The sequence below is a fragment of the Niveispirillum sp. FG148 genome (assembly GCF_057809655.1).
The window spans coordinates 1-24617 of record NZ_JBMDKJ010000042.1 but is presented as its reverse complement, the minus strand read 5'-3'; the positions used below and the strand labels follow the sequence as shown (position 1 = coordinate 24617).

Annotated in this window: 37 protein-coding genes; 36 read left to right on the top strand and 1 reads right to left on the bottom strand. The window is 66.0% G+C overall.

Features of this window, described 5'->3' with window-relative positions:
* Window positions 1–22: 22 nt before the first annotated feature.
* The 13 genes from ACODTW_RS26275 (at window position 23) to ACODTW_RS26215 (ending at window position 6434) form a co-directional block, all read left to right on the top strand.
* The gene (locus tag ACODTW_RS26275; RefSeq protein WP_488949106.1) at window positions 23–802 is read left to right on the top strand and encodes an AAA family ATPase; all 780 of its coding nucleotides are present in this window, start codon (window positions 23–25) and stop codon (window positions 800–802) included.
* A gap of 2 nt (window positions 803–804) precedes the next feature.
* Window positions 805–1383: a hypothetical protein gene (locus tag ACODTW_RS26270; RefSeq protein WP_488949105.1), complete on the top strand. Its 579-nt coding sequence runs from the start codon at window positions 805–807 to the stop codon at window positions 1381–1383.
* The gene (locus tag ACODTW_RS26265; protein ID WP_488949104.1) at window positions 1380–1700 is read left to right on the top strand and encodes a helix-turn-helix domain-containing protein; all 321 of its coding nucleotides are present in this window, start codon (window positions 1380–1382) and stop codon (window positions 1698–1700) included. Before ACODTW_RS26270 ends, ACODTW_RS26265 begins: the two co-directional genes overlap by 4 nt.
* Window positions 1697–1936, top strand: a complete 240-nt coding sequence (locus tag ACODTW_RS26260; RefSeq protein WP_488949103.1) for a hypothetical protein — start codon at window positions 1697–1699, stop codon at window positions 1934–1936. Before ACODTW_RS26265 ends, ACODTW_RS26260 begins: the two co-directional genes overlap by 4 nt.
* A 105-nt stretch (window positions 1937–2041) precedes the next feature.
* Window positions 2042–2932: a DUF3164 family protein gene (locus ACODTW_RS26255; protein ID WP_488949102.1), complete on the top strand. Its 891-nt coding sequence runs from the start codon at window positions 2042–2044 to the stop codon at window positions 2930–2932.
* 14 nt (window positions 2933–2946) lie between these two features.
* A complete protein-coding gene (locus ACODTW_RS26250) occupies window positions 2947–3357 on the top strand; it encodes a helix-turn-helix domain-containing protein (RefSeq protein WP_488949101.1) in 411 nt (136 codons plus the stop codon).
* Window positions 3344–3613 (top strand): phosphopantetheine-binding protein, encoded by a 270-nt coding sequence (locus ACODTW_RS26245; protein WP_488949100.1) that lies wholly within the window; start codon window positions 3344–3346, stop codon window positions 3611–3613. Before ACODTW_RS26250 ends, ACODTW_RS26245 begins: the two co-directional genes overlap by 14 nt.
* A 1-nt stretch (window position 3614) precedes the next feature.
* On the top strand, window positions 3615–3908 hold the full coding sequence (locus ACODTW_RS26240) for a hypothetical protein (RefSeq protein WP_488949099.1): 294 nt from the start codon (window positions 3615–3617) through the stop codon (window positions 3906–3908).
* Entirely contained in the window at window positions 3901–4176 is a 276-nt protein-coding gene (locus ACODTW_RS26235; RefSeq protein ID WP_488949098.1) for a hypothetical protein, read from the top strand. Before ACODTW_RS26240 ends, ACODTW_RS26235 begins: the two co-directional genes overlap by 8 nt.
* Before the next feature lie 2 nt (window positions 4177–4178).
* Entirely contained in the window at window positions 4179–4760 is a 582-nt protein-coding gene (locus ACODTW_RS26230; RefSeq protein WP_488949097.1) for a hypothetical protein, read from the top strand.
* A gap of 2 nt (window positions 4761–4762) precedes the next feature.
* A complete protein-coding gene (locus ACODTW_RS26225) occupies window positions 4763–5698 on the top strand; it encodes a DUF5131 family protein (RefSeq protein WP_488949096.1) in 936 nt (311 codons plus the stop codon).
* Between the two features lie 3 nt (window positions 5699–5701).
* On the top strand, window positions 5702–5977 hold the full coding sequence (locus tag ACODTW_RS26220) for a hypothetical protein (RefSeq protein ID WP_488949095.1): 276 nt from the start codon (window positions 5702–5704) through the stop codon (window positions 5975–5977).
* Window positions 5978–5981: 4 nt separating this feature from the next.
* The gene (locus ACODTW_RS26215) at window positions 5982–6434 is read left to right on the top strand and encodes a regulatory protein GemA (protein ID WP_488949094.1); all 453 of its coding nucleotides are present in this window, start codon (window positions 5982–5984) and stop codon (window positions 6432–6434) included.
* A gap of 13 nt (window positions 6435–6447) precedes the next feature.
* On the opposite strand, the gene ACODTW_RS26210 is transcribed toward ACODTW_RS26215, so the two are convergent.
* Window positions 6448–6711, bottom strand: a complete 264-nt coding sequence (locus ACODTW_RS26210; RefSeq protein WP_488949093.1) for a hypothetical protein — start codon at window positions 6709–6711, stop codon at window positions 6448–6450.
* Window positions 6712–6839: 128 nt separating this feature from the next.
* Between ACODTW_RS26210 and ACODTW_RS26205 the strand changes: the two genes are divergently transcribed.
* The 23 genes from ACODTW_RS26205 to ACODTW_RS26095 all read left to right on the top strand — a co-directional run.
* Entirely contained in the window at window positions 6840–7313 is a 474-nt protein-coding gene (locus ACODTW_RS26205; RefSeq protein WP_488949092.1) for a hypothetical protein, read from the top strand.
* A gap of 80 nt (window positions 7314–7393) precedes the next feature.
* Window positions 7394–7900 carry a hypothetical protein gene (locus ACODTW_RS26200; protein WP_488949091.1) on the top strand — a complete coding sequence of 169 codons (507 nt, stop codon included), beginning with the start codon at window positions 7394–7396 and terminating at the stop codon, window positions 7898–7900.
* Window positions 7901–7902: 2 nt separating this feature from the next.
* Window positions 7903–8484: a hypothetical protein gene (locus tag ACODTW_RS26195; protein WP_488949090.1), complete on the top strand. Its 582-nt coding sequence runs from the start codon at window positions 7903–7905 to the stop codon at window positions 8482–8484.
* A complete protein-coding gene (locus ACODTW_RS26190; RefSeq protein ID WP_488949089.1) occupies window positions 8384–8689 on the top strand; it encodes a TraR/DksA C4-type zinc finger protein in 306 nt (101 codons plus the stop codon). The genes ACODTW_RS26195 and ACODTW_RS26190 overlap by 101 nt, the downstream gene beginning before the upstream one ends.
* Window positions 8679–9092 (top strand): hypothetical protein, encoded by a 414-nt coding sequence (locus tag ACODTW_RS26185; RefSeq protein ID WP_488949088.1) that lies wholly within the window; start codon window positions 8679–8681, stop codon window positions 9090–9092. The genes ACODTW_RS26190 and ACODTW_RS26185 overlap by 11 nt, the downstream gene beginning before the upstream one ends.
* Window positions 9089–9469 (top strand): VpaChn25_0724 family phage protein, encoded by a 381-nt coding sequence (locus ACODTW_RS26180; protein WP_488949087.1) that lies wholly within the window; start codon window positions 9089–9091, stop codon window positions 9467–9469. Before ACODTW_RS26185 ends, ACODTW_RS26180 begins: the two co-directional genes overlap by 4 nt.
* A 1-nt stretch (window position 9470) precedes the next feature.
* Window positions 9471–9974: a DUF1804 family protein gene (locus tag ACODTW_RS26175; protein WP_488949086.1), complete on the top strand. Its 504-nt coding sequence runs from the start codon at window positions 9471–9473 to the stop codon at window positions 9972–9974.
* On the top strand, window positions 9971–11719 hold the full coding sequence (terL, locus tag ACODTW_RS26170) for a phage terminase large subunit (protein WP_488949085.1): 1749 nt from the start codon (window positions 9971–9973) through the stop codon (window positions 11717–11719). The genes ACODTW_RS26175 and terL overlap by 4 nt, the downstream gene beginning before the upstream one ends.
* Window positions 11719–13269, top strand: a complete 1551-nt coding sequence (locus tag ACODTW_RS26165; RefSeq protein WP_488949084.1) for a DUF935 domain-containing protein — start codon at window positions 11719–11721, stop codon at window positions 13267–13269. Before terL ends, ACODTW_RS26165 begins: the two co-directional genes overlap by 1 nt.
* On the top strand, window positions 13266–13472 hold the full coding sequence (locus tag ACODTW_RS26160) for a hypothetical protein (protein WP_488949083.1): 207 nt from the start codon (window positions 13266–13268) through the stop codon (window positions 13470–13472). Before ACODTW_RS26165 ends, ACODTW_RS26160 begins: the two co-directional genes overlap by 4 nt.
* Complete coding sequence (locus ACODTW_RS26155) at window positions 13462–14751, top strand: phage head morphogenesis protein (protein WP_488949082.1); 1290 nt, start codon at window positions 13462–13464, stop codon at window positions 14749–14751. The genes ACODTW_RS26160 and ACODTW_RS26155 overlap by 11 nt, the downstream gene beginning before the upstream one ends.
* A gap of 335 nt (window positions 14752–15086) precedes the next feature.
* Entirely contained in the window at window positions 15087–16181 is a 1095-nt protein-coding gene (locus tag ACODTW_RS26150; protein ID WP_488949081.1) for a phage protease, read from the top strand.
* Between the two features lie 7 nt (window positions 16182–16188).
* Window positions 16189–17031, top strand: a complete 843-nt coding sequence (locus tag ACODTW_RS26145) for a hypothetical protein (RefSeq protein ID WP_488949080.1) — start codon at window positions 16189–16191, stop codon at window positions 17029–17031.
* Between the two features lie 8 nt (window positions 17032–17039).
* A complete protein-coding gene (locus ACODTW_RS26140) occupies window positions 17040–17936 on the top strand; it encodes a Mu-like prophage major head subunit gpT family protein (protein ID WP_488949079.1) in 897 nt (298 codons plus the stop codon).
* 15 nt (window positions 17937–17951) lie between these two features.
* Entirely contained in the window at window positions 17952–18392 is a 441-nt protein-coding gene (locus tag ACODTW_RS26135) for an HI1506-related protein (RefSeq protein WP_488949078.1), read from the top strand.
* A gap of 3 nt (window positions 18393–18395) precedes the next feature.
* Complete coding sequence (locus ACODTW_RS26130) at window positions 18396–18809, top strand: gp436 family protein (RefSeq protein ID WP_488949077.1); 414 nt, start codon at window positions 18396–18398, stop codon at window positions 18807–18809.
* 5 nt (window positions 18810–18814) lie between these two features.
* Window positions 18815–19381: a phage virion morphogenesis protein gene (locus ACODTW_RS26125; RefSeq protein WP_488949076.1), complete on the top strand. Its 567-nt coding sequence runs from the start codon at window positions 18815–18817 to the stop codon at window positions 19379–19381.
* Window positions 19378–19821 carry a phage tail terminator protein gene (locus tag ACODTW_RS26120; protein WP_488949075.1) on the top strand — a complete coding sequence of 148 codons (444 nt, stop codon included), beginning with the start codon at window positions 19378–19380 and terminating at the stop codon, window positions 19819–19821. The genes ACODTW_RS26125 and ACODTW_RS26120 overlap by 4 nt, the downstream gene beginning before the upstream one ends.
* A gap of 9 nt (window positions 19822–19830) precedes the next feature.
* A complete protein-coding gene (locus ACODTW_RS26115; RefSeq protein WP_488949074.1) occupies window positions 19831–20034 on the top strand; it encodes a hypothetical protein in 204 nt (67 codons plus the stop codon).
* Window positions 20035–20046: 12 nt separating this feature from the next.
* A complete protein-coding gene (locus tag ACODTW_RS26110; protein WP_488949073.1) occupies window positions 20047–21318 on the top strand; it encodes a hypothetical protein in 1272 nt (423 codons plus the stop codon).
* Window positions 21319–21371: 53 nt separating this feature from the next.
* Complete coding sequence (locus tag ACODTW_RS26105) at window positions 21372–21806, top strand: hypothetical protein (protein WP_488949072.1); 435 nt, start codon at window positions 21372–21374, stop codon at window positions 21804–21806.
* 98 nt (window positions 21807–21904) lie between these two features.
* Window positions 21905–22225, top strand: a complete 321-nt coding sequence (locus tag ACODTW_RS26100) for a hypothetical protein (RefSeq protein ID WP_488949071.1) — start codon at window positions 21905–21907, stop codon at window positions 22223–22225.
* A 3-nt stretch (window positions 22226–22228) separates the two neighbouring features.
* On the top strand, window positions 22229–24617 hold a 2389-nt coding region (locus ACODTW_RS26095; protein ID WP_488949070.1), incomplete at its 3' end, for a phage tail length tape measure family protein.

Genomic DNA, 24617 nt, shown 5'->3' with positions numbered 1-24617 from the left:
CACAACTTTTAAGGACTCAACCATGCCGGATATCCACATGAGCGTCAACGCCCCCGGACCCCTGTTCACCGCCACCGTTGCCCCGGCCCGCGCCCCGCTGCGCAACCTGACCCTGCTGTCCCAGTTGGTCGAACGGTCGATGAACCGCAAGTCGGACCTGCCGGGCATGGTCTGCTTTTCGGGGTACAGCGGCTACGGCAAGAGCTACGCCGCCGCCTTCGTGGCCGCCAATTTCCGGGCCTATTATGTCGAGGCACGGGATACGTGGACGAAGAAGTCCATGCTGGCCGCCATCCTGAAACAGATGGGCATCGCCACGCCGAACGGCTGGACGGTCGATGACATGCGGGAGGCGGTGGCCATGCAACTGGCCAAGTCTGGCCGCCCGCTGATCATCGACGAGATGGATTATGTGGTGGACCGCAATCTGGTGCAGCTGGTGCGGTCGATCTATGAGGGCAGCCGCGCCACCATCGTCCTGATCGGCGAGGAAAAGCTTCCGCACAAGCTGGAAGCCTATGAGATGTTCCATAACCGCATCCTGAAATGGGCGCAGGCGGAACCGTGCAATGTCGATGAGGCCGCGTTACTGGCCCAGCTTTACAGCCGGTCGGTAACGCTGGCGCCTGACCTGCTGGCGCATGTGGTGCATGAGACGCGGGGCATCACGCGCCGTGTCTGCATCAATCTGGATGCCATCATCGAATGGGCGGCCGGCGCCGGCCTGAAGCATGTGGCCCTGGCCGACTGGGGTGGGCGTGAGCTGGATACCGGCGCGCCGCCGCGCGTGCGGGGGCGCTGATCATGGCGCGCCGCAAACCCCCTTTGAAGCCCCAGGGCTGGTTGACCGGCCGTGACGCGGCCTGGGCGGCCATCCGCGAGTTGGGGCAGGACGGTGCCGTCTTCACCGGCGCCGAGGTGATGAAGCGCGGCCAGGTCAACCTGAACATGATCCGCGATTATCTGCCCCAGTTGGTGGCCGGCGGCTTCCTCAGCGTGGAGCGCCGGTCCGGGTTTGCCGACCGTTTCTCGCTGATCCGGGATTGGGGGGTGGACACACCGCGCTTCACCGGCAGCGGTGAACTGGTCACGGAGCCATCGGTGCGGGAACGGCTGTGGCAGGCCATGAAGGTGCTGCCCAGCTTCAACGCGGCGGAACTGGCCACCATGGCCGGGGCCAACCTGTCGCACGCCAAGAGCTATGTGCTGGATCTGAAGCGCGGCGGTTATTTGCAGGTGGTGGCGGAAGGCCAAGGCCGGCTGGCGCGGTACCACCTGCCGTCCTGGCGGAACACGGGCGGGAAACCGCCTGCCGTGCGCCGCGATAAATCCATCTTCGACCTGAACCTCGGACGGCAGGTGTGGCCGGAGGTGGCGGAATGATGGCCGAGCCGGAATGGATGCAGGCCTTGCGGGCGGCTGCCCAACAGATGGGCGGCAACGCCGCCGTTGCCCGGTTGCTGGGCTTCAGCCGTCCTGCCATCAGCCGGGTGCTGAACCACAACTATGGCAACACGGACAAGGTCCGGGCCGCCGTTGAGCGCCTGTTGCTTGATCCGGTCCCATGCCCTGGCCTGAACCAGGTGATCGACAAAGCCACATGCCAGGATTGGCGCGGCCGGCCGTTCGACGCCAGCAACCATGTCAACGTGGCCATGTATCGGGCCTGCCGTGGCTGCCCGCATGGGGGTACGCCATGACGAAGCATCCCCTCCTTGTTCTGCCCTGGCGCTGTGGTCAGCGGATCGACTGGCTGGCCCAAGGCCGCACCCAGACCGGTCGGCTGACAACCTGGCGCGGGCCGTCCGAGGCGGGGGTCTATGTGCTGACGGTGTCGGTCAGCAGCGAGGGCGAGGCCGGCGGCCTGGTCACGCTGCATGCCCCCGGCCCGGAAGCCATCACCACCCAGATCCGGGAGGTGGCCCGCTATGCGTAGCCGCCCCCGTTCCCGGCGCCGCGACCCGCGACGCCTTGCACCCTGGCTGATCGCGTGCGCGGCAGCCGTTCCCTTCATCCTCGCGTGCTTTGAAAGGACGCATCCATGAGTATCCACCCCGATGCCGTCACCATCGGCGGCGCCCAATACCTGCGTGACAGCAAGGGCGACCTGAAGGCCATGGTGAACATCACTCCCATCGACTTGCTGATGGACGAGATGGTGCGCAAATGCACTGCCTACGCCGAGGACATCTCGGCCGAGCTGGCCCGCTTTCAACTGCATGTCTATGCCGACATCGCCGCCTTTGATGCGCTGCTGGCGCAGGAATACGGCGTCACCCAGGATGGCGAGAGCAAGGGCAACCGCACCTTCACGTCGTTCGACGGCCGCCGTCAGATCAAGGTGCAGGTGGCCGACCGCATCCAGTTGGGGCCTGAGCTTCAGATCGCCAAGCGCCTGCTGGATGAAATGATCCTGGCGCGCGCCAACGCGGAAGGGGCGGACACGTTCCTGGTCACCCTGGTGACGCAAGCCTTCAAGGTCGACCAGGAAGGCAAGGTCGATGTCGGCGCCATCCTGGCCCTGCGCCGGATGAAGGTGGCCGACCCGAACTGGGAGAAGGTCACCGCCGCCATCGACGGCGCCGTGCGCATCATCGGCACCAAACGCTATGTCCGATTCTACCGGCGGCCCGATCCCAATGGCGAATGGCAGATGGTGCCGCTCGACATCGCCAAGGCCGTGCCGACCCCGGCCGATACGGACCGTCGCAGCCTGCGTCGGGCTGTGGAGGAAGGCCGCAGCGCTGCCGAGCTTGCCGCCATTTACCTGCTGGACGGCGCCCCTGTTACGGCCTTGGAACGGCTGCATGCGGCCATCGTCGCCTTGGGTGGCACCGGCATCAGCGATAAAGACCGGGCCATGTGGGCGGCCAAGTTCGGCGCGCCCGCTCCGCCCACGCCGCCGGCCGCCCCGGCCGCCGTGGCCGCCTGATCGGAGGATAAGTCATGAACAAGACGAACCGCGGCCCCAGCCGCCGCAGCGAAGAGAATGTGGCCGTTGATGTCCATGTCGGCCAGCGCATGCGCCTGCGCCGTACCCTGCTGGGCATGAGCCAGGAAGTGCTGGGCGAGCGCCTGGGGCTGACCTTCCAGCAGGTGCAGAAGTACGAGCGGGGCGCCAACCGTATCGGCGCCAGCCGCCTTTACGACCTCTCGCATGCCCTGGAAGTGCCGGTGTCGTTCTTCTTCGACGGCATGGATGGGGGCGCCGCCAACGCGGAACCGGACCTGAAGCGGTGGCAGCTTGAGACGGTGCGCCATCTGGAAAAGCTGCCGGAACAGCAACGCAAGGCGGTTTACAGCCTGGTGGCCGCCCTGGCTGCTGAAGCCGATGGGGGCTCCAATGCAGACGCCTGATCGGGCCGCCATCTCCGCATGGCTGCGGGAATACCTCGACGATTTGGCGGACGGCGTGCGCATTTCGGATGAAACCCGGCTCTACGAGGATCTGGGCTTGGACAGTCTGGACAGCGTCGAACTGGCGATGGCCATCGAGGAGGAGTTCCGGGTCGAGATGCCCGATGACGAATGGGAAGATCTTGAGAAGCGCTTCCTGTTCAAGAACGTCGTCGACCTGATCGCCACGAAACTCCAGGCGAGCGGGAGGGCATGAGATGGCAACCCCGCAGCCGATCCCCACCGCCCCCGCCGCCATTCGGGTCTATGCCGCCGGGACGCATGCCGGGTACTGGCATGACCCGCTTCCGGATGCGGCGGCCAACGACCATCGCGTGCTGATCAAGAGCGGCGGCGGCACCGGCGTCCTCTGCCGGCTTTCCGAAGCTCACGATGGCCCCCGCCTGCATTTCGACGGCTGGTCCGAGCTGCTGCACCTGGCCGAGTGCCTGCGGCAGCGCGGCCGGGGGGACGTTCTGACTTTCCTGCCTGTTGAGAGCGGCAATGCTTAGGGCGACCAGCCGTTGGACCGACGACCAGGTCGCCACGCTCTGGCGCCTGGTCGGACAGGGCACAAAGGACGAAGAGATTGCGGCTGCGCTTGGCCGAAGCGCCACGGCCGTGCGGCTGAAGCGCCTGCACGGGCTGCCTGTCAATCCCGACGCTACGGTGAATAACCGGTCCTGCATGACGTGTCGCCACCCGTTCCGCAGCGAGGGACCGCACAACCGCATGTGTACCTCCTGCCGGCATCTGACCCCCAATCCCTTCGAGAGGTGATCATGAACAGATATGACGGCATCACGCGCGACCTTGGGCACAAGGCCGCCGCAGACTGCCTCTCGGCACTGAAACGTACCACAGCGCTGTGTGCCGACCCGAACCAGCAAGTCCACATCACCCTTTTCGCGGTTACCAGCCTTCTGGGTGTGGGTCTGGCGCAGTTCCGTGCGATCTGCGCCGCTGAAGGTGAAGATTTTCCGCCCCGCATGGTTGCGGAAACGATGATCGACAAGATGCTCCGGCCGATGGTTGTCGCGGTTGCTGTTGGCGAGCCGTCCGACAAGGCCGCCGATGCCATCCTGGCAGGTCTGTCGGACGACGATGCGTGGATCAAGGCCGACACGCTGGGGGAACCCAACCGCAACACCTGGCCGTGGGATGGCAGCCCCGTCCTCATCCATTGCCGCAGCATCATCCCCAACGAACCAGGAGTGACAGGCCAGGGCCGTTTCGCCCACCGCCCTGGCCTCGGATGGGATTGGTGGTTGGTCAGCACAGACAGCCAGCGCGACCCGCCCGTGAGGGGGATTTGCGGCCCAGTAACGCACGTCCGGCGGATCGTTCCGCCTTTGGAGGGCTGATCATGGGAGATAAGACCGGCATCTCTTGGACCGACGCCACCTGGAACCCCATCGTGGGATGCAGCATCCTCAGTCCGGGGTGCAAGTTTTGCTATGCCATGCGCGAGGCTGCCCGGCTGGAACGGATGGGTGTGGCCAAGTATGCGGGCTTGACCAGTGTCGTGAACGGCAAGCCCGTCTTCAATGGTCTGGTCCGCGTGGTGCCCAGCGCCCTGGATCAGCCCCGGCGCTGGCAAAGGCCCCGTCGCATCTTCGTCAATTCAATGTCGGACATCGCCCATCCGGCCCTCGGGCAGGGCGATTTCAATGCCGTGCTGTGCGCGATGGAGGATGCGCCCCATCATGTCTATCAGGTGCTGACCAAGCGCCCTGATGTTCTGTTGGAACGGCTGACGGCTTTTTTCCAGAGCGACCTGGCCGAACCGTTGTTCGCCCGCATCTGGTGGGGCGTCTCCGTGGAAGACCAGCGCCGGGCGGATGAAAGGCGGGAGGTCGCCGCCGCCCTGGCTGCGCAGGGTTTCAAGGTTTGGGTCAGCTATGAGCCGGCCATCGGGCCGGTGGAATGGGACGGGTGGGAGTTCATCGCCGGCATGGTGTCGGGCGGGGAAAGCGGCCCGGACGCAAGGCCGCACCATCCTGACTGGCACCGCGATACCCGCGACTGGTGCGCGGAGCACAGCATCCCCTACGATTTCAAGCAGTGGGGCGAGTGGGCGCCGGGTGAGAACGCGCCAGGCCCGCAGATGCGGACGGAACGTGTCGCCACGCTGTCAATGGATGGCTGGTGGTTCGACGAAGTCACGCGCAGGGCGGGCACCGAGATGCACTGCGATGACGAGCCTGACGTGTGGCGCTTCGGTAAGCGGGCTTCCGGCCGGATGTTGGACGGGCAGGTCCATGACGGCTTTACCCACGCCTGTGCGCCGGTGGAGGGCTGACCCGTGGCCGCCCGACCCACCGACATCGATCTGGCGCGCGTGCTGACCCTGTTGGGTGGGCCGTTGTCGGCGCGGGAGCGGGCGGAGTGCCGCAGCATCATTGCGCGGCATGTCCTGTCGCCGGCCGCCGGCATGACGGCCGAACAGGCCGAGGCAGCACTGCTGTCGGCCGCCGCCGAGCTGGCCGGGCATGGGTGGGGAGAGGCCGATATCCGGGACCTGCTGACAGATGACCGCGCCTGCCTGGATCGGGCCGGGCGGCGGCAACGGAGGGGATGACGCTATGACACAGAGTGTAAATGACCCCGCTCGCGCCGCTGCCATCAAGGCCATTCAGGCGCGGCGGCGACAGGTTCCCGCCCTGGTGGAGGATGATGCATGGCGAGACTTCCTGGCCGCCGCCACGCATGGCGGCCGAAGCCTGAGGGCAATGGATACCGCCCAACTGGCGCAGGTGGCGGCGGCCCTGACCAAGGCCGGCGCCCCCACCGGGCCGGGCCGGTCGGCCGCCCTGCTGCCGAATGATCCGCAGTCCCGCAAGCTGCGGGCACTGTGGATCACCATGGGCAAGGCCGGCGTCGTGAAAGACCGGCGGGAAAGTGCCCTGTGCGCCTGGTGCGCCCGCCAACTGGGTCTGGCCCAGTTGGACAGCCTGTCGTTCCTGTCCCCCGCCCAACGCGGGCGGTGCATCGACGATCTGGTGCAGTGGGCGCGGTCGAAGGGGGTGGCGGGATGATCAGCGTCGCTTCTCAAGCGGTCGGCGACGTTGGCTGCTGTGATGGCGCAGGCGCCGTCGGCGCAAGGCCCTTCTCAAGCACACCCTTCATTTCGATCAGCAGGACGTTCTGCCGTTCCAGCAGCCCGAAATGCCGATCCAGATTTTTCAGTACCCATCCCCAAAATATGAGGCCGGCCCCGAACATCATCAGTGACACGCCCGCCACGGGGTTGAGTGCCAGGATGAACACCCCTAGCACCATGATCATGAAGCCGGCGGCGATCCAAAAACCCATGCCTATATCCTCCCGGATGCTGCGGTGCGGACGCGCTGATTTGCGTGGCACATCCCGCACAGAATTCGCGCCATATGTACTTATGCACGCTATGGGCGCGTTGGCCAGCACCTTTGATCGGAGGTGTGATGCGCCCTGAACTGACCCCCGAAGAACAGGAACGCCACCGGCGCCGGGACAGCCTGCCCGTCCTACCGGACACCTATGACCATATGGTGCGGAGGGTCGGTGTAGCGCGGACTATCCGGTTCATTCGCGTCTATGGCGGTACAGAAGCGCGGTTTCCCGCCTCACCGCCGCCCGAACATCCCATGGTGCGCATCCTTGGCCGGCGCGGCGTCCAGTTGCTGAGGGACGAGTATGGGCCGATCGAGGTCCGGTGGCCCCAGGCGTCGAACTACCTGGCCATGCTGGATGCCCGCGCCTTGCGGGCACAGGGCATGGATGTCCATGACATCGCCATCAAGGTCTACCGCGACGTCAATACTGTGAAGCGGTATGTCAGCGGGGTCGAGCCCGTCAGGCAACCAGCCAAGAAGCCAACCCAGAAGGCCGCCCCCGAACCATTGCCCCTGTTCACCTGGCGCCGCACGGGCGCCTGAGTACCGCCCCGCGCCGAGGGGGGGCGTAACGCGCGCGGGAGACGGACAATCGGCCATCCTTTCCACCGGATGACCGCCCGATGCTCCGTTCCATCTCCTATCTGCGCAACAGCATCGTTGCCCCTGCGCTGGCAGAGATCGCCGACGCGGCGCGTATGCCTCACATCGCTTCACCGGCTGCCATTGATCTGGTCATGGGTACAGCCGCCGTGGAGAGCGAGTTCACGGCCATCCATCAGGTGGGTGGCGGCCCGGCGCTGGGATATTGGCAGATCGAGCCGGCCACGGCCGAAGATGTCTGGGTGAATTACCTTCAGCATCGGCCTGCACTGCACAAAGCCATGGGGCCGATCATGTCCCTTGGCTTACCACACCGACAGCTCGCTTCCAGCCTTACCTATGGCGCCGTCATGTGTCGCCTGATCTATCTGCGCTGCCCCCGGCCCTTGCCGCGCCAGGGGGATGTGCCCGCCTACGCGGCCTACTGGAAGGCGCATTACAACACCCCCTTGGGCGCCGGGACGGAACAGAAGTTCCGTGAGACCTGGTCGCGCCTGATCGCCCCCACCCTGAAATCGGAGTTCTGAACATGTGGACGGGTATCACCCTGATCCTGCTGGCCGCCATGCTTATCTGGTCCGGCTGTATCTGGTTCCGGAAGAACGACGCCAAGGCCCCGACACTGGCCCTTTTCGGCTTGGCCAGCATCGGCCTGGTGCTGGGCGTTTTCCTGGCCTGCACTGGGCGGGCACTAGCAGCTGATGCCGGCACCACCACCGCCGACCTGCGCCCCCTGTGGGGCTATGGTGTCGAAATCTTCGGGGCGGGCCTGTCGATCCTGGCCGGCATCGCAACCCGAGCTGTGACCAAGCATCTGTCCGTGCGCAGCCAGGACCTGGTGAGGGGTTACCTTGACCTGGCCCTGCAACGGGCCATCCAGTACGCGACCGAACTGGCCCTGCGGCGCGGCGACGACCTGGCGCAAGTCGAGGTGCGTGACGAGTTGGTGGCCACGGCCACCACCTATGCCGCCCGAGCCGTGCCTGATGCTTTGCGGACATTCGGCATTGATGAAGCGGGCCTTCGTGATCGACTGCGTGCCCGCCTGCCGGAAATCGTGCCGCATCCCGAACAGCCGGTTGTCTTCGGCCGAGTGGCCGATGCCGGCTGACATCGCTGACGAGGCGCAGGCGACCGAGGCGCTGCATCTCAGGGCCGCCTTCTCACACCGTCCGCCGGAGACGCCGCAAGGGCGTCCCGACTGCGAGGATTGCGGGGAGCCAATTCCAAGTGCCCGCCGCAGTGCCGTGCCAAACGCCCGCAGATGCGTGTTCTGCCAGGGCCAGATCGAGGGTCGGGGGCGAGATGATGGATGAGCTAAAATCCTGGCTGCCGGCCCTCGTGCCCACGGTCATCTTCATTCTGGTGCCGCTCTGGCACTGGCTGTTTTCACCGCGCCTGGCGCGCATTGAGGATGTCGACGCCAAGATCGCGACCGAGAGAGCGGCCCGCGAGGAAGCGATCCGGGGGGTCACCAATGCCACCGGCGAGTTGGTCAAGGCCGTCAATGCGCTGCACACCGACCATCAGGTCCTGAAGGAGCGCCTGTCGGGTCTGCCGACGCGCGACCAGGTGGCGGCGTTGGCTGAAGGGCAAGCGCGGATCGAGGGATTGCTGGGTGGCAAGCTGCAACAGATCGACCGCGTACAGGATGCCGTGGGGCAGCTGAACGACATCATCGCCGATGCCGCCCGCCGCGCCCATCATGAGGGGAAATGATGATCGAGCTTGAAGACATGGTCGAGCCGTGGCGCCAGCATCTGCGCCTTACGCTGTTGCGGTTCCTGGTCAACCCAGAGCAATGCCCCGGCCGGCAGGCGCATGAAAGCCTGCTGACTGACCTACTGCCAACCGTGCTGGTCAACCCCGACCGCGAGCGGGTGCGTGCCGAACTGATCTGGTTGCACAGCAAGGGCTTGGTCGTCGCGGAAGTCGCCGAGGGCTCCATCGGCGCCACACTGACGGAAGCCGGCGCACGGGTGGCCAACGGCACGCTGGTCGTGCCTGGGGTCAAACAGCCCAACCGAGCCGGCATCGTGAAGTCGGTGGCGGAGTTGCAGGCGGCCCTGTTGAAGCCCATCGTGCCGGGGGGCTGACATGGCGCACGACAACGAGACCCGTGACCAGTTGCGCCGCCGCTATGTGCATGACCGCATGGGCCTGGAGCAGGCGGCCGAGGCCTGCGGCATCTCCTATCCGACGGCAAGGCGCTGGAAGGCGGCGGCTGAGACGGCCGGCGACGATTGGGAGCGGGCGCGGTCGGTTGTGTCCCTGACCCAGGACGGCCAGAACAGCATGGGTCAGTTGCTGCTGGCGGATTTCCTGACCCTGTTGTCAGCCACCCAGACCGAGCTGCGCGAGGCCAAGGATGTGCCTGTGCTGGCGAAGGTCGAAGCCATGAGCAGGCTGTCAGATGCCCTGCACAAAACGCTGGCCGCCATGGCCAAAACGTCACCATCTCTTAGCCGGCTGGCCATTGCCATGGATACCATTACGCTGTTCGCGCGCTATGTGGAAGCCAATCATCCCAAGGCGTTGGGCATGGTGGGCGAAATCCTGGGACCGTTCGGGGACTTCCTGTCGAAGGAGTTCTCCGCGTGAGCCAGTATTCGAGCAGGCTACGGCCCAAGAACTTCTCTCGTGCCGACCTGCGCAAGGAGATCGCCGAGCTGGTCGCCGGCTTGAAGGTCAAGCTCGAAGCCGAGGTTACCGGCCTGGACGAGAGCGCCGAGGCCGTCGCGGAGCGTCATGCCAGGGTGATGGCACCGGATGGCTACAGGTTCTTCGCGCAGACGTACTTTCCGCACTATCTGCGCTCACCCGAGCCCAGTGCGTTTCATGCCTGGTGCTTCGAAAAGCTTCCAACGGTCGTAGATAACCCGAAAGGCATCAACCAGGTCATACTGGCGCCGCGCGGTGAGGCTAAGTCCACGCTGGTCACACAGATATTCACGATGTGGTGCGTCATCACGGGGCGAAAGCACTATTGCATCATCGCCATGGACGTCTACGCGCAGGCTGCCCTCATGCTGGCGGCCATCCGAACGGAACTGGAGGCCAATCCACGGCTGAAGCTCGACTTCCCCGACGCGGTCGGTCAGGGCCCCCTCTGGGCTGAAGCGGCCTGTATCACCCGGAACGACGTCCGCCTCGAAGCGAAGGGTGCCAGGCAGAAAATCCGAGGGCGCCGGCACGGGGAGTGGCGTCCGGATTTGGTGCTGTTGGATGACCTGGAGAACGACGAAAACGTCCGAGAGATTGAGCAGCGCAACCAGCTCGAAAGCTGGATCGACAAGGCTGTCCTCAACCTCGGCGAGGCCAGCGGAACCATGGACTGCATCTATGTCGGGACAGTCCTGCACCTGGATGCAGTGATCGTCCGCAAGTTCAAGAACCCCATGTGGCGCGGCATCCGGTTCGCATCCGTCATCACCTGGCCGAAGAACATGGAGCTGTTGGACAGATGGGAAGAGGTACTGCAGAACTTCGACCCCAACGATCCGGCCGACAAGGAGCGCGCCCGGCTGGAAGCGGATGCGTTTTGGGCTGCACATCCTGAGATCGAGGCCGGCGCAGTGGTGAGTTGGCCCAGTGTCCGTCCGTTCAAGCTGCTGATGGAACTGCGGGTTCGTATCCGACCGCCGGCGTTTGCCAGCGAGCAGCAGAACAACCCTTTGAACGAAGAGGACGCCGTCTTCCAGAAGCTGACGTTCTGGGTCAACCGGCTGCCGGACTGGATCATGTTGGGCGCTTGCGATCCTTCCATGGGCAAGGCTACCAAGCGCCGCGATCCGGCGGCGATTGGCGTGGGAGGCTTCAACCGCGAGACCGGTAAGCTCGATATCGTCGAGGCGATCATCATGCGGATGTTGCCCGACCTGATTATCGGGCGGATCATCGAGCTTCAGCGCCAGTACCGCTGTCTGCGGTGGGCGTTCGAGGCCGTCCAATTCCAAGAGTTTGCGCTGACGGAGCTGGTGAAGCGATCCGCTTCGGCTGGCGTCGCAGTGCCAGCGATCGGTATCAAGCCTCGTGTCGAGAAGGAGCTGCGGATCATGGCCCTTCAGACGCATGTGGCGCATGGGCTGATCCGGTTCCACCCCAACCACAAGACACTGAACGACCAGTTCACGGCCTGGCCGCTGGCGGACCATGATGACGGCCCCGACATGGTAGCCATGCTCTGGGACCTGTCCCAGAACTTCGCCGGCGCCCTGATCGACTACACGCCTGCCTTTGCCCGACCGGAACGAGACAGGGACGATCAGGTGGAGCGGCTGGGTCTGTCGCTGCAACGTGAGGCCGACGAGTTCACGGGCGGGCGCTTCGGCGCCGGGGGGTGGTGATGACGGTATCCCGTATCTTGGGCGCCGACGGCCGCCCCATGGAGCGCAAGGCGTTACTGCATGAACAAGCCGGTCCGACAGTAACGGGGGTGCGGTCAATCCTGTCCGGCCACCCGTCGGAGGGGCTGACGCCGGCGCGCCTGGGCGCCATCCTGCGCGCGGCCGAGGAGGGCGATGCCACCGCCTATCTGGAGCTGGCCGAGGACATCGAGGAGAAGTTCATCCACTACCGTTCGGTGCTGGCCACCCGGCGCCTGGCGGTGTCCCAGTTGGAGGTGACGATTGAGGCCGCGACGGATGATGCGGCTGGCATCGCCCATGCCGACTACGCCCGCGAGGCTATCGCGCCGCTGGACATGGCAGATGTCATGTTTGATCTGCTGGACGGTCTGGGCAAGGGCTTCGCCGCTTCAGAGATCATCTGGGACATGTCGGGGCGTGAGTGGTGGCCACAAGCCATCGTGTGGCGGGACCCGCGCTGGTTCCAGTTGGACCGCACCGACGGCATGACACTTCGCCTTCGCGATATGGGGCATGTGGATGGCGTCGATTTGGCGCCCTACAAGTTCATCCAGCATCGCCCGAAGACGAAGTCCGGGCTGCCGGTCCGGGCCGGCCTGGCGCGGCCGGCGGCATGGCTGCACCTGTTCCAGTCCTTCGGCTGGAAGGACTGGCTGTCCTTCGTTGAGGTTTATGGACATCCGGTCCGGCTGGGCAAGTATGGGCTGGGCGCCAGCGAAGCTGATAAGGACACACTGCTGCGTGCCGTGCGGTCGATCAGCACCGATTTCGCGGCCATCGTGCCCGACAGCATGCTGATCGAGTTTCCCGGCGGGGTGGCAACGGCTGCCAACGCCGATATCTATGACCGGCTGCTGGCGCGCGTGGAACAGACCGCCAGTAAGCTGGTCCTGGGGCAGACGGCGACCACCGATGCCATCGCCGGTGGCCATGCCGTCGGGCAGGAACATCGTGAGGTACAGCAGGATCTGAAGCGCGCCGATGCCCGCCAGATGTCTGCCACGCTGACCCGCGACCTGGTGCGCCCGCTGATCGACCTGCGCTTCGGACCGCAGAAGCTCTATCCCCGTGCCGTGGTTGGCATCCCGGACGCCTGGGACGCCACGACGATGATGCCAGTGGTCCGCGAGTATGTAGAGATGGGCGGTCGGGTGGCATCATCGGTGATCCGCGACAAGCTGGGCCTACCCGATCCTGCCGAAGGGGAGGAACTGCTGGGGCGCCCACCGGCGCCGGCCGAGCCGCCACCGTCCGCACCAGGTCCGCAGCGTCGGGCGCTGGCGGCCGCTCAGACCACGGCCGACCCGGTTGACGACCTGGTCGCCGAGCTGCTGGCGGATTGGGAGCCGACCATGCGTCCGGCAATTGACCAGATCCTGACGCTGGCCGCTGCATCACCTGACGCGGACAGCTTCCGGCAGGGACTGCTCGACCTGGCCGATGGGCTGGCGCTGGACGAGTTGCGCGAGGCGCTGACCCGCGCCAGCTTCACGGCACGCCTGGCGGGCCGGCTGGGGGTGGTGGAATGAGCCTTCTGGACGGCGCTGACCGGGGTGACCGGCTGTGGTTGCAACCGGCCGGCGGCAAGGTTGCCCGCCCCCTGGCCACCATCCAGGATGTGATCCTTGGCGCTGATGGCCGGCCGGCGTGCCTGGTCGCGCAGATGCGGCACGAGGATGGGCGGACTGAGACCATCATGCTGACCTTGGAGCGGCCCGGCCATGCCTACTGAAGCCCAGCTCCGTCCGTTGCCGCCCGAAGATGCCCTGGAGTATTTCAGGGCGAAGGGGTTCCGCATCGGCTGGGACTGGCGGGATACCTGGCACGAAGAGCATGCGGCCAATTTCACGGTGGCCAAGGCAACCTCGCTCGACCTGCTGTCCACCATCAAGGACGGCCTGGAACAAGCCATGGCGGCAGGCCAGCCGTTCGAGGCATGGGCGGCCAATCTCCGCCCAAAGCTGGAAGATGCCGGTTGGTGGGGGCGCGAGGCGATCCACAATCCCGATACCGGTCGGGAAGAGATCGCTCAGTTAGGCTCCATGCGGCGTCTGCGGACCATTTACGACACCAATGTCCGCATGGCCATGGCAGCCGGCAAGTGGGCCCGCATCGAGAAGGTGGCGCAGGCCCGGCCCTATTTGCGCTATGTCGCGGTCATGGACCGCCGGACACGGGACGAACACCGGCAATGGCATGGCACCATCCTGCCCTGGGATCATTCCTGGTGGGATACCCATTATCCGCCCTGCGGCTGGGGATGCCGGTGTACCGTCATGCAACTGTCGGAGCGCGACCTGGTGCGGCACGGCTGGACGGTTTCCCCAGATCCCGACGTCAAGACAACGTTGTGGGTGAATGGCCGCACCGGCGAGGCCTCGGCCGTGCCAGAGGGGATCGATCCCGGCTTCGCCTACAATGTAGGCAAGGCCGGACGGCGCGTGGCGGCGCTGCAATCCTTCATGTCGAAGGTCGGGGGTAGCGATGCGGCGCTGGGCGCGGCGATCGCAGCACAGGTCAAGCCAGGTGCCGAGCCGCTGTTCCAGCGAGACTTCGGCCGGTGGTTTGATGCCATTGATCCCGCGCGGCCACGCGGCGAACGGCGGATCGTGGGTGCCCTGTCACCGGCCGTGGTGGCCGATGCGGCAACCCGGAACATCACCCTGCCGAACGCCGCCATCACGGTCAGTGACGCGGAGATCGGCCACATGCTGCGTGACGCCAAAGCGGATGCCGGCAAGGGGTTAGACCCTAAAACCGCGCGGCAGTTGCCGACTATCCTGGCGTCACCGCGCAGCGTGCTGTTCGACCTTATCGACCCTGCCTATCTCTACGTTTTCGACCTGGATGACGACACGCGCTTGGGCAAGGTCGTGGTGCGCGTTGGCTTCCGCACGAAAGTGAACAGGGTAAAACAGGAGATCAACACCATCCGCACAGGCGGTCGCGTCGATATCCTGGCCCTGCAGGACCGTTCACAGTATGCGCATGTCGAAGGGGATGAGCTGTGAGCAAGGGGGCACGCCACTTTCCCCGTAAGAGCCTCGCCAAGGCGACACCCAACCGGACCGGCGATTTCCCGGTTGTCAGGCTCACAGCCAATAAAATATAGGCCCGTTCCATCGGGGCTACAAGTACGCGCCAGCACTTGGCTGATTTTCAGCCCACCAGACCCATCGCACCAGAGGGGGGCTGGCGTGATACCGGCGGAACGGTTCATTGCGTTACTGCCCCCGTTACTGGCCCTGCCATGACCCATCGGGGCCGTAGCTTCCCGCCCCGCGTCTAGGGGGGGCATCAATGGCGTCCAGCAGCCACAATGCCACCCTGAAACCAGGGTTCGGCAATGACCAACAAAGACACCGCCATCGCGCTCTGCGCCGCCGGGGGGCAACAACAGTCGCTCGCCACGCTGGCATCGGCCCTGCCGGTGACCGCCAGCGGCGCGCCTGATTGGATACAGCTTACCCCTGCCGGCACGGTGACCGGCGTGGATGGCCGCGGCCCCTATCATTTCGGCGATCTGGGCAAGCTGAGGTCAATCGCCCTGGCCAGTGCCGCCACCCTGCCGCTGCCGATCGATTATGACCATGCCATTGATCTGGCCGCACCCAAAGGGCTGCCGGCGCCAGCTTCGGGCTGGATCAAGGCCATTGAAGCGCGGGCGGACGGCATCTGGGCACAGGTCGAATGGACCGCCCGCGCTGCTGCTGAAATCGCCGACAAGGCCTATCGCTACATCAGCCCGGCCTTCAACCACTCGGCGACGGGTGAGGTGACGCAGGTGCTGCGCGCCAGCCTGGTCAACCATCCTAACCTTCACTTGACGGCGCTGGCCGCCGCGCAACCCTCCGGAGGAACTGGAGACATGGAAGAATTGCTGAAGGCGCTGAGGGCGGCCCTGGGGCTGCCCGACGCCGCCGACCGTGACGCCGTGCTGGCCGCCGCCACAGGCGCCCACAAGGACAAGCTGGCGCTCGCCATGGCGGTGGCCAACCTGGCCAAGGCGGCTGGCTTGCCAGAAACCACGGCAGCCGACCAGGTCGCCACCACCCTGGCGGCCCGCGTCGCCGCCCCGGCCGACCCCAGCCAGTATGTGCCGATGGCGCAATATACGGCGCTGGCCAGCCGGCTGACGACACTGGAAACCGGCCTGACCGAAGACAAGGCCATTGCCGCCGTCGATGCGGCCCAGTCCGCCGGCAAGATCGTGCCGGCGACGCGGGACCATTACCTGGCCATGGCCCGCGCCAACCTGCCCGGCTTCACAGCGCTGATGGCGGCCAGCCCCGTCGTGGTTCCGCCCGGCCCCGTTGTGCCCGGCGGAAAGCCGCCCGGCAGCGCGGACGGCGAGTTCACTGCCGAACAGAAGGGCATCCTCGCCCTGATGGGCGTCGATCCCGAGGCGGCCAAGAAGGCCGCCACCACCATCACCTTCTGAGGCTGCCATGACCCTCGCAAAGGATCGCAATTCGCCGGAACGGTCCGGTGACCGTTTCGTCTACCCGGTCAAGGGTGCCACCCGTGTCTTCATCGGAGCGCTGGTGGTGCTGACCACTGCCGGCCTGGCGGCCGGGGGTACAACGGCAACCGGACTGACGACTGTCGGTGTCGCGCAGTCGCATGCGGATAACCGGCTTGGCGTTGACGGGGATGTGGATGTCACCGTCCGACGCGGCATCTTCCGCTTCGACAACTCGGCGGGCGGCGATGAGATCGGCCGGACGGAGATCGGCGACGCCTGCTATATCGTCGATGACCACACCGTGGCCAAGACGACCAACGGCGGCACCCGCAGCGCGGCAGGCTTCGTTGTCGATATCGACGATATCGGCGTTTGGGTGCTGGTCGGCTACGGGCCGGTGGCTTCTCCGGCTGGCAGCCTGCTGGCCGCCAACAACCTCTCCGATGTCGCCAGCGCCGCAACGGCACGCGGCAATATCGGCGCCAACAAGCTCTACCTGCCTGTCCAGATCACCAACCTGACCGGTGCGGGTGCCGCCGTCGCCTATCTGGTGCTGCCGGCGGACTGCACCGTCACCAGGCTGCGCTCCGTCCTGGGTGGGGCGTTGACCGTGGGTAATGCCACCGTCACTGCGGCCATTGCCGGCACGCCGATCACAAATGGCGCGCTGACCATCGCCCAGGCCGGCAGTGCCGCGGGCGACGTGGATATAGCCACGCCCACGGCCGCCAATGCCGGTACGGCCGGCCAGGTGCTGACCCTGACGGTGGGTGGCACCAACACGGCGGCCGTGGGTGCCTCCGTCATCGTCGAACTGACCTACTGAGGCCCGCCATGCTGCTGAACAGCTCCAACCTGCGCACCCTTCACATCGGCTTCTCCACCATTTTCCAGGAAGGGTTCGCCGGCGTCGCCGCGACCTGGCCCCGGATCGCCATGAAGGCCCCCAGCACCACCGCCGAGGAAGAGTATGGCTGGCTGGGCGAGCTTCCGCGTGTCCGGGAATGGCTGGGCGACCGTGTCGTCAACATGTTGTCCGCCCATGATTATCGGATCAAGAACAGGGATTTCGAGCTGACTGTGGGTGTGGACCGCAACCATATCGAAGATGACAAGGTCGGCATCTACAACCCCATGTTCAACGAGTTGGGCCGGGCATCGGCCAGCCACCCCGACGAACTGGTCTGGGGGCTGCTGTCCGTCGCGCACCAGACCAAGTGCTATGATGGTCAGTATTTTTTTGATACCGACCATCCCGTCCTGAATGAGCAGGGTCAGGAGGAGAGCTGGTCGAACTGGGGTGGTGGCGCCGGCGCCCCCTGGTTCCTGCTGGATGTCAGCCGGGCGCTGAAGCCCATCATCTACCAGGAGCGGCGCCCGATCGGCAGCCTGGTGGCCCTGAACAAGCCGGATGACGACAATGTCTTCCGCCAGAAGAAGTTCATCTGGGGCACCGATGGCCGATGCAATGTCGGCTTCGGGTTCCCGCAGCTCGCCTATGGCAGCCGCCAGCCGCTGACCCCGGAGAGTTACGAGGCGGCCCGCGCGGCGCTGACAACCCTGAAGGGCGATTACGGTCGCCCGCTGGGCATCATGCCGCGCCTGCTGGTTACCGGCGGCAACAACGAAGGTGCGGCCCGCCGCGTCCTGCAAAGCCAGTTGGTCAATGGGGGCGAAAGTAACCCGTGGGCCGGCACGGCAGAGCTGCTGGTCAGTCCCTGGCTGGTCTAACCCGAGGGCATCATCATGGACGTCACGCGTATCCGCATCACGGCCCGGCCCGCCGAAGGATGGCGCCGGGCCGGCATCCGCCACCCGGCACAGCCGGCCGAGTATCCGGCGGACCGTTTCACGCCGGATGAACTGGCCGCCCTGCGCGCCGATCCGAACCTTATCGTCGAACTGGTCAATGGGGGCGAGACCACCCCTAACCTCATGACCCCGCGTGAGAGCAACCATGGGGAGGGCGGGCAATCCGGCCCGCCCTCCGATGGCCAATCCGGTACGGGGACGAAACCGGCCGCCATTGCTGCGGCCGAAGCCGAAGGTGCCGCTGGCGACGGCGCGGCGGTCGGCACCGAGGACGGGAAGCGGCGCGACACCGCTTCCCGTCCGAAAAATCCCAAGGCTGTTGCCAAGACGCCCGTCCAGCGGGCGGGTGAGCAGACCGAGAGCAACAAGGCCTGATCCATGGCTTACGTCACCCTCGACCAGCTCATCCAGCGTTTTGGCATGGCGCAGCTTCAGCAGCTGACCGACATGGACGGGGTTGGCGCCATCGACGAAACGCGTGTGGCCGATGCCATCCTGGCCGCCACCGAGTTGATCGACGCCCATCTTGGAGGCCGGTATCAGCTGCCACTGTCCAGCGTGCCGGGTCTGTTGAGCGGTATCGCGCAGGATCTGGTACATGCCCGGCTGCATATCCACGTCGTGCCGGAAGTGGTTGCGACGGCGGACCGTGAGGCCCGCCGTCTGCTGCGGGATATCCGGGATGGCGACCTGGCGCTGCCGCTGGCCGGACAGGTCGCCCGGGCTGCGGACGGGGTCGCGTTCAGTGCCGGTGACCGGCTGTTCGATCGCGACCAGATGCGGGGATGGTGATGGCCATGACCGGCGCGTCGATCAAACTTGACCTGTCTACCGAAGCGCTGGCGGCCGCCCTGGCCACACTGGCGGCGGCTGGGGAGGATGCGACACCGGTCATGCAGCAGGTCGGCTCTTTCCTGGAGACCGATACCCTGTTGCGCTTTGAGCGGGAGACGGGGCCGGATGGGCGCAAATGGCCGCAATCCCTGCGCGCCAAGCATAGCGGCGGGCAGACCCTGACCGATACGGCCCGGCTGCGCCAGTCGATCGTATCGGAAGCCACGGCCACCAGTGCGGCCGTCGGGACCAACCTGGTCTATGCCGCCGTCCATCAATTCGGTGGCACGGTCCAGCGCCAGGCGCGGCAGCAGACCATTTATCACTATTACGACAAGCGGTCGGGCGAACTGTCCCGCCGCTTCGTCAGGAAGGGCAAATCCAACTTTGCCCGTGATGTCCAGGTCAAGGCGCACGAGATCAAGATCCCGGCGCGGCCGTACCTGGGTATCAACGAACAGTCCGAGGCCGGCATCACCGAGATCCTGACGGACTATCTGGCCGGGGCGGCCGGAGGGCTGGCGTCATGATCGATCTGGTCGACCTGGTCGTGACCCGGCTGCTGGACACCAAGGCAACCACCGGCCTGCGCGATGTGCAGGGGGCTGCCGAACTGTCGGAGTTGATCGAGAAAAACCTGCTGCCACAGCAGATGCCGCATGGGTTCGTGCTGCCGATCGGCGCCGACCCGGCCGCCCCGCGCAGCGCCACCGGCCCGCACACGCAGTCCGTGGCCGAGACGGTGGGCGTGCTGCTGCTGGCCAGGGTCGCCGGGGATGCCACCGGTGCCCGCGTGCTGCCGATCCTGACGGGCTTGCGCAACACGGTTGTGGAATGCCTGGCCGGCTGGACGCCAGCCGGCGCCAAACGCCCCCTGGCCTGGACGCGTGGGCGGCTGGTCGGCCTGGTCGCCGGCACCGCCTTCTACCAGGCCGATTTCGACACCGACTGGACGCTGAGGAAAGGGTGAAGAACCATCATGAAGCGCAGTGCCGATCCCCAGATCATCAACGAATTCGGCGGGCCGCCGCAGCCCTTGCCGACGCCTGTCGCCGCCAAGGTCGCCGCCGTCATGCCGGTGGCAGACAGTCCGGCGGTCGCCATCACCGCCACCACGGGCGAGCCCGACGCCGTTTCCAGCGCGGATGGTACCGGCGGTAAGCGCCGCGCCCCCAAGCCGTAAGGAGCCCCTTCTATGACCATCTCTCCCGAAACCCCGTCCTCGTCCAACGAGATCGTCATCGTCGCGGCGGTGGAAACGACCTATGGCACCGATGCCAATCCCACCGGCGCCAATGCCGTGCGGATCATCGATCCCAACTTCATGCCGCTGGCCGCCGACAAGAAGACCCGCAACTATGTCCAGCCGTTCCTGGGGGCGCGGCCGTCGACCAAGACGATGAAGCGCACCGAACTAACCGGCAAGCTGGAGCTGTGTGGCTATGGCAGTGCAGTCGACCGCATCCCGCCCCAGGATGGCTTCCTGCGTGCCCTGGGGCTGACGCGCACCGAAGTGGCCGCCACGCCCACGGCGACGATTGCCGCCACCGCAACGGCCAAGGCCGGCAACACCGGCACCTTTACCTACGCCCGCACGACCGCGTATGCCGGCCTGGTGGCGCGGACGGTCAAACTGGTCTGCACGACGGCTGGCGCCAGCGGCATCGCCAAATTCACGGTGAGCGCGCCAGCCTTGGGCACCATCCCCGCCTATTCGGCGACTAACGTCACCATGACCGACGCCACCGCCTTCGCACTGCCGGGTGGAGCGGTCATCACGCCCACGGTCGGTACGGCCTTCGCCCTGGCCGACGAATACACGATCGCCGTCCAGCCCAGCGAGATCCGCTATCAGCGTTCCAGCGACCGCTACGGCCATGCCAGTCTGGCGCTGTACATGATCCGCGACGGCAAGCGACAGAAGATGCTGGGCGCGCGCGGTACCGCTGGCAAAGTGGTTTTCCCGGTCAACGACAACCCTTACCTGGAATTCACCCTGGTCGGGTTCTTCCTGCCCCCGGACGCGGTGGTCCCGCCGACACCAGACTACAGCGACTGGACAGATCCGGACCATGTCAGCACCGACAACACGCCGTTCTTCCGGGCCTGGGGCCAGGACCTGGTGCTGTCCAACTTCGAGCTGGATCTGGGGCTGTCGGGTGGCCTGAAGGAACGCGTCGGCCGCAAGGTGGTGCGGATCAATAATTGGGCCAGCCGGTTCAGCGCCACAGTCGAAGAGCCCAATCTGGGCGACATCGACTTCATCTCCATCGCGGCAGCCGACACGGTCGGCACCATCGAATTCATGCACGGCACCGAGGCCGGCCGCGTGATCGCCATCACCTGCCACCAGGCCCAACTGGATGCGCCATCGCTTCAGGATGACGAAGGCGACGCCATGATGCAGTTGGCGGGCGACCTGTTCCCCCTGACCGGTGATGACGAGCTGACCATCGCCTTCCGCTGATCCGGCCGTTACCGGCCACCTTTGCTCACCTTCCCAGTAACGGGGTTCCCACCATGCTGAAGATTTCCACGTCCGTCGCCATCCTGCGTGAAGTGACCATCCGCATGCCGAAGGATGGCGGCAGCGGCTTCGACAAGCACATCGTCCGCATCCGGTTCAAGATCGTCGAGAAGGACCATCAGGACGAGATGCAGCGCCGTCTGACCGAGACCATCCGCCGGGAAGACGACGAAAGCGACGACGCCTATCTGGCGCGCCTGGAAGCCCAGCGCGAATGGCTGCGGCAGTATGACCGCGACCTGCTGCGCGAGGCCATCATCGACTGGCCGGCCGACAAGACCAGCGGCCTGGCCGATGATGGGGGCGACCCGCTGCCGTACACCGAAGACACACGCGACGCGATGCTGAACAACCCGATCATCCTGGCCCAGTTGGTGGCCTATTACCGCGACCTGTTGAGCGGCAAGGCGGGTATCGGAAAAAACTGACGGACTTCGCGATCTGGTGGGCTTCCGGCGCCGGCCGGGCGGCATCGACCGCCCGGAAACGGAAGTCCCGCCAGGCCGCGAAGGCGCAGCTTGCGCAATTGAAGGGAGAGGCGGCCGATGATGGCGCCGACCCCGATGAAGAACCGGACGACGGCTTCCCCATCCTGCCCTCGGCCGCCCCCATCGCCCTCCTGTTCCTGCGATCACAACAGGCGTGCCGGCGCAACGCCTTCAACGGTGCCCCGGACGGCGTGGATTGGGGGGAGGTCGAAGCCGTTGCGCGGATGACAGCCGCCACCATTGACGGGTGGGTTTTCGACGTTTTGGCCGAGATGTTCCGGGAGGCCGAGAAGATCGCCATCGTTCGATGGCGTGAGCAGCAGAAGGCGGCCGAGGCGGAAGCCAAGAGGAAGAAGTAGACCATGACGCTCGCCCTGAAAGCCATTCTGAGCCTGGACGCCAAGGGCTTTGCCCAGGCGGCGGCTGCCAGTGGCGAGCGTCTGCGGGATCTGAAGGGCCAGGCCGACCAGGCCGCCGCCGGCATGTCGATCCTTGCGGCCGCCAGCGATCGGGCGACGCAATCGCAGGCCGTCGCCGCGGCCGCCGATCAGAAGCGCACCGCTGCACAACAGCAGCTGGTGCAGGCGCAACGCGACATCACGGCCGCACAGGCCGCCCTGTCGCAAGTCAATGATGACGCGGCCGCCACCGCACAGCAGCTTGCCGACGCCGACCAGCGCCGCCGCCAGGCGCTGGATCAGGTAGCGGCAGCGCAGGCCGGCGTGACGGCGGCGCAATCCCGCCTGACCGCCGCCAATGACGAGGCTGAGCGCGTCCATCGCGCCTTGTTCGAGGCCGAGCAGGCCCGGCGCCAGACGCTTGAAGGCTTGACACGTATCCAGGTCCAATCGGCCGCCGCCGCCCAGCGCGAGGTCGAGGTGCTGGATCTGATGCGGGACGCGGTGCGCAACGCCGCCACCGCCGATCTGGCCCGCGCCCAGGCGCTGGAAGCCCGTATCCGGCAGGCCCGTGACGGCGCTGTCGCGGAATTGCAGGCCGCGCGGGCCACCGCCCAGGCCACGGGTGATTACCGGGCCATGGCCGAGGCTGCCCGCAACCTGCAAGGCGTACAGGGGCAATTGACGGCCGTGCAGACAGCGCAGGCCGCCATAGTCCGGCAGATCCGGGATCAGTATGTGCCGCTGGAGGCGGTCACCCGGCAATATGAAGCGGCCCTGGAAGAGCTGAATGCCGCCGAGCGTGCCGGCATCCTGACAGACAAGGAAGCGGCCGCCGCACGGGCGCAGGTCAGTGCCAGCCTGCGCCAGGCCGAAGAAGCACACCGGCGCCAGGCCAATGCCGCGAATGCTGGCGCACAATCCACAGGGCTGGCGGCGCATGAGGTCACCAACCTTTCGTACCAATTGCAGGATGCAGCCGTGCAGTTGGCCGGTGGACAGAACCCGTTCCTGATCCTGATGCAGCAGGGTCCACAAGCGGCAGGCGCCGTCGGGGGCGTGACACGCCTGCTGAAACTGATGCTGTCGCCGGTCGCGCTGGCCGCCACTGCGGTTGTTGCCCTTGGCGTGAGTTTCGCCGCCGTGGCTGGCTATATCTCCGAACTGGCGGCGGAAACGCGCGTCTACGAAACCCGCCTGGAGGCGCTGAACCCGCAGATTGATGTGTCGGTGCAGAAATACCGGGCACTGGCCAAAGAGATCGCCGCGGCGAAGGGCGTGTCGCTGGCCGACGCGGGCAATGCCATCCAGCGCATCGTCGTCGTGCCGACCATCCGGTCCACGGACATGGTGCGAGACCTTGCGGGCTTGTCGCAGGATATCGCCGCTGTCCTGGGGCAGGATGTGGGTGAGTGGGCGGACAAGCTGGCCAAGAGTTTCGGTAAGGGAGCGGCTGGTGTCAGGGACTTGGATGATCAACTGGGCTTCCTGACGGCCGCGCAGGCGGCGAGCATCCGCAGTCTGGAGGCACAGGGCAGGCAGACGGAGGCTTTGTCGGTGGCCATTGCTGCGCTGCAAGGGCGCTTTGGTGGTGCGGCGCGAGCCACGCAGTCCGACTACGCCCAGGCCATGGTATCGATGGGGAACGCCTGGGACGCCTTCCTGGCGCGTCTTTTCGACGAGGATGTCCAGAAGCGGGCGGCGAACGTCGCCAACGCCATCGCTGGTGCCATCAAGGCGTTGACGCCGGAGAGCGCCCCTGAACAGAACCTCGACCGTCTCCTCAACAAGATGGAGGCGCTGAAGAAAGCGCAGCAAGAGTTGGATGAGGCCCGCGCCAGAGGCGCTCTTGGGATCGGGGTGCTGGAACGCAATGTGGCGGCGCTGGCCCAAGAGTTGGAGGCGCTGCAACGCAAGCAGGCCGCCAATCCGGTGAACAGGCTGCCGGACAATGCGCCGACATCCCAGCCGTCGGGTTCAACGCTCGCACAGTCCAGCGGCTTGACAACCGAAGAACAGAAACGGATTGACGACGCCAAGGCCGCCCTCGACCGGTATCGGGAAGGATTGAAGGGAGTTGGTCTCGCCCGACAGCTCGCGGCGGCGGGGGCACAGGCCTATTACGCCGAGTTGGAGCGGGGCGGCAGGGCGGAGGCCGCAGAGCAGCAGCGCATGATCGCGCAGCAACAGGTACTGGCCGACCACGATGCTTCCCTGCGCGATCTGTCGCGCACCACGTTGCTGGCGGCCGACGCACAGGACCGCCTGGCCGACGCGGCAGGCAAGGGCGAGGCCGCTCAGCGGGCGGCAGCCGACGCCAATACCATTGCCGAGGCCCGGGGGGCGGGGGGGG

What these genes read in the sequence shown, in the direction of transcription:
- ACODTW_RS26275 (WP_488949106.1), top strand. Translation starts at nt 23, where the DNA reads ATGCCGGATATCCACATGAGCGTCAACGCCCCCGGACCCCTGTTCACC.
- ACODTW_RS26270 (WP_488949105.1), top strand. Translation starts at nt 805, where the DNA reads ATGGCGCGCCGCAAACCCCCTTTGAAGCCCCAGGGCTGGTTGACCGGC.
- ACODTW_RS26265 (WP_488949104.1), top strand. Translation starts at nt 1,380, where the DNA reads ATGATGGCCGAGCCGGAATGGATGCAGGCCTTGCGGGCGGCTGCCCAA.
- ACODTW_RS26260 (WP_488949103.1), top strand. Translation starts at nt 1,697, where the DNA reads ATGACGAAGCATCCCCTCCTTGTTCTGCCCTGGCGCTGTGGTCAGCGG.
- ACODTW_RS26255 (WP_488949102.1), top strand. Translation starts at nt 2,042, where the DNA reads ATGAGTATCCACCCCGATGCCGTCACCATCGGCGGCGCCCAATACCTG.
- ACODTW_RS26250 (WP_488949101.1), top strand. Translation starts at nt 2,947, where the DNA reads ATGAACAAGACGAACCGCGGCCCCAGCCGCCGCAGCGAAGAGAATGTG.
- ACODTW_RS26245 (WP_488949100.1), top strand. Translation starts at nt 3,344, where the DNA reads ATGCAGACGCCTGATCGGGCCGCCATCTCCGCATGGCTGCGGGAATAC.
- ACODTW_RS26240 (WP_488949099.1), top strand. Translation starts at nt 3,615, where the DNA reads ATGGCAACCCCGCAGCCGATCCCCACCGCCCCCGCCGCCATTCGGGTC.
- ACODTW_RS26235 (WP_488949098.1), top strand. Translation starts at nt 3,901, where the DNA reads ATGCTTAGGGCGACCAGCCGTTGGACCGACGACCAGGTCGCCACGCTC.
- ACODTW_RS26230 (WP_488949097.1), top strand. Translation starts at nt 4,179, where the DNA reads ATGAACAGATATGACGGCATCACGCGCGACCTTGGGCACAAGGCCGCC.
- ACODTW_RS26225 (WP_488949096.1), top strand. Translation starts at nt 4,763, where the DNA reads ATGGGAGATAAGACCGGCATCTCTTGGACCGACGCCACCTGGAACCCC.
- ACODTW_RS26215 (WP_488949094.1), top strand. Translation starts at nt 5,982, where the DNA reads ATGACACAGAGTGTAAATGACCCCGCTCGCGCCGCTGCCATCAAGGCC.
- ACODTW_RS26210 (WP_488949093.1), bottom strand. Translation starts at nt 6,711, where the DNA reads ATGGGTTTTTGGATCGCCGCCGGCTTCATGATCATGGTGCTAGGGGTG.
- ACODTW_RS26205 (WP_488949092.1), top strand. Translation starts at nt 6,840, where the DNA reads ATGCGCCCTGAACTGACCCCCGAAGAACAGGAACGCCACCGGCGCCGG.
- ACODTW_RS26200 (WP_488949091.1), top strand. Translation starts at nt 7,394, where the DNA reads ATGCTCCGTTCCATCTCCTATCTGCGCAACAGCATCGTTGCCCCTGCG.
- ACODTW_RS26195 (WP_488949090.1), top strand. Translation starts at nt 7,903, where the DNA reads ATGTGGACGGGTATCACCCTGATCCTGCTGGCCGCCATGCTTATCTGG.
- ACODTW_RS26190 (WP_488949089.1), top strand. Translation starts at nt 8,384, where the DNA reads ATGAAGCGGGCCTTCGTGATCGACTGCGTGCCCGCCTGCCGGAAATCG.
- ACODTW_RS26185 (WP_488949088.1), top strand. Translation starts at nt 8,679, where the DNA reads ATGATGGATGAGCTAAAATCCTGGCTGCCGGCCCTCGTGCCCACGGTC.
- ACODTW_RS26180 (WP_488949087.1), top strand. Translation starts at nt 9,089, where the DNA reads ATGATGATCGAGCTTGAAGACATGGTCGAGCCGTGGCGCCAGCATCTG.
- ACODTW_RS26175 (WP_488949086.1), top strand. Translation starts at nt 9,471, where the DNA reads ATGGCGCACGACAACGAGACCCGTGACCAGTTGCGCCGCCGCTATGTG.
- ACODTW_RS26165 (WP_488949084.1), top strand. Translation starts at nt 11,719, where the DNA reads ATGACGGTATCCCGTATCTTGGGCGCCGACGGCCGCCCCATGGAGCGC.
- ACODTW_RS26160 (WP_488949083.1), top strand. Translation starts at nt 13,266, where the DNA reads ATGAGCCTTCTGGACGGCGCTGACCGGGGTGACCGGCTGTGGTTGCAA.
- ACODTW_RS26155 (WP_488949082.1), top strand. Translation starts at nt 13,462, where the DNA reads ATGCCTACTGAAGCCCAGCTCCGTCCGTTGCCGCCCGAAGATGCCCTG.
- ACODTW_RS26150 (WP_488949081.1), top strand. Translation starts at nt 15,087, where the DNA reads ATGACCAACAAAGACACCGCCATCGCGCTCTGCGCCGCCGGGGGGCAA.
- ACODTW_RS26145 (WP_488949080.1), top strand. Translation starts at nt 16,189, where the DNA reads ATGACCCTCGCAAAGGATCGCAATTCGCCGGAACGGTCCGGTGACCGT.
- ACODTW_RS26140 (WP_488949079.1), top strand. Translation starts at nt 17,040, where the DNA reads ATGCTGCTGAACAGCTCCAACCTGCGCACCCTTCACATCGGCTTCTCC.
- ACODTW_RS26135 (WP_488949078.1), top strand. Translation starts at nt 17,952, where the DNA reads ATGGACGTCACGCGTATCCGCATCACGGCCCGGCCCGCCGAAGGATGG.
- ACODTW_RS26130 (WP_488949077.1), top strand. Translation starts at nt 18,396, where the DNA reads ATGGCTTACGTCACCCTCGACCAGCTCATCCAGCGTTTTGGCATGGCG.
- ACODTW_RS26125 (WP_488949076.1), top strand. Translation starts at nt 18,815, where the DNA reads ATGACCGGCGCGTCGATCAAACTTGACCTGTCTACCGAAGCGCTGGCG.
- ACODTW_RS26120 (WP_488949075.1), top strand. Translation starts at nt 19,378, where the DNA reads ATGATCGATCTGGTCGACCTGGTCGTGACCCGGCTGCTGGACACCAAG.
- ACODTW_RS26115 (WP_488949074.1), top strand. Translation starts at nt 19,831, where the DNA reads ATGAAGCGCAGTGCCGATCCCCAGATCATCAACGAATTCGGCGGGCCG.
- ACODTW_RS26110 (WP_488949073.1), top strand. Translation starts at nt 20,047, where the DNA reads ATGACCATCTCTCCCGAAACCCCGTCCTCGTCCAACGAGATCGTCATC.
- ACODTW_RS26105 (WP_488949072.1), top strand. Translation starts at nt 21,372, where the DNA reads ATGCTGAAGATTTCCACGTCCGTCGCCATCCTGCGTGAAGTGACCATC.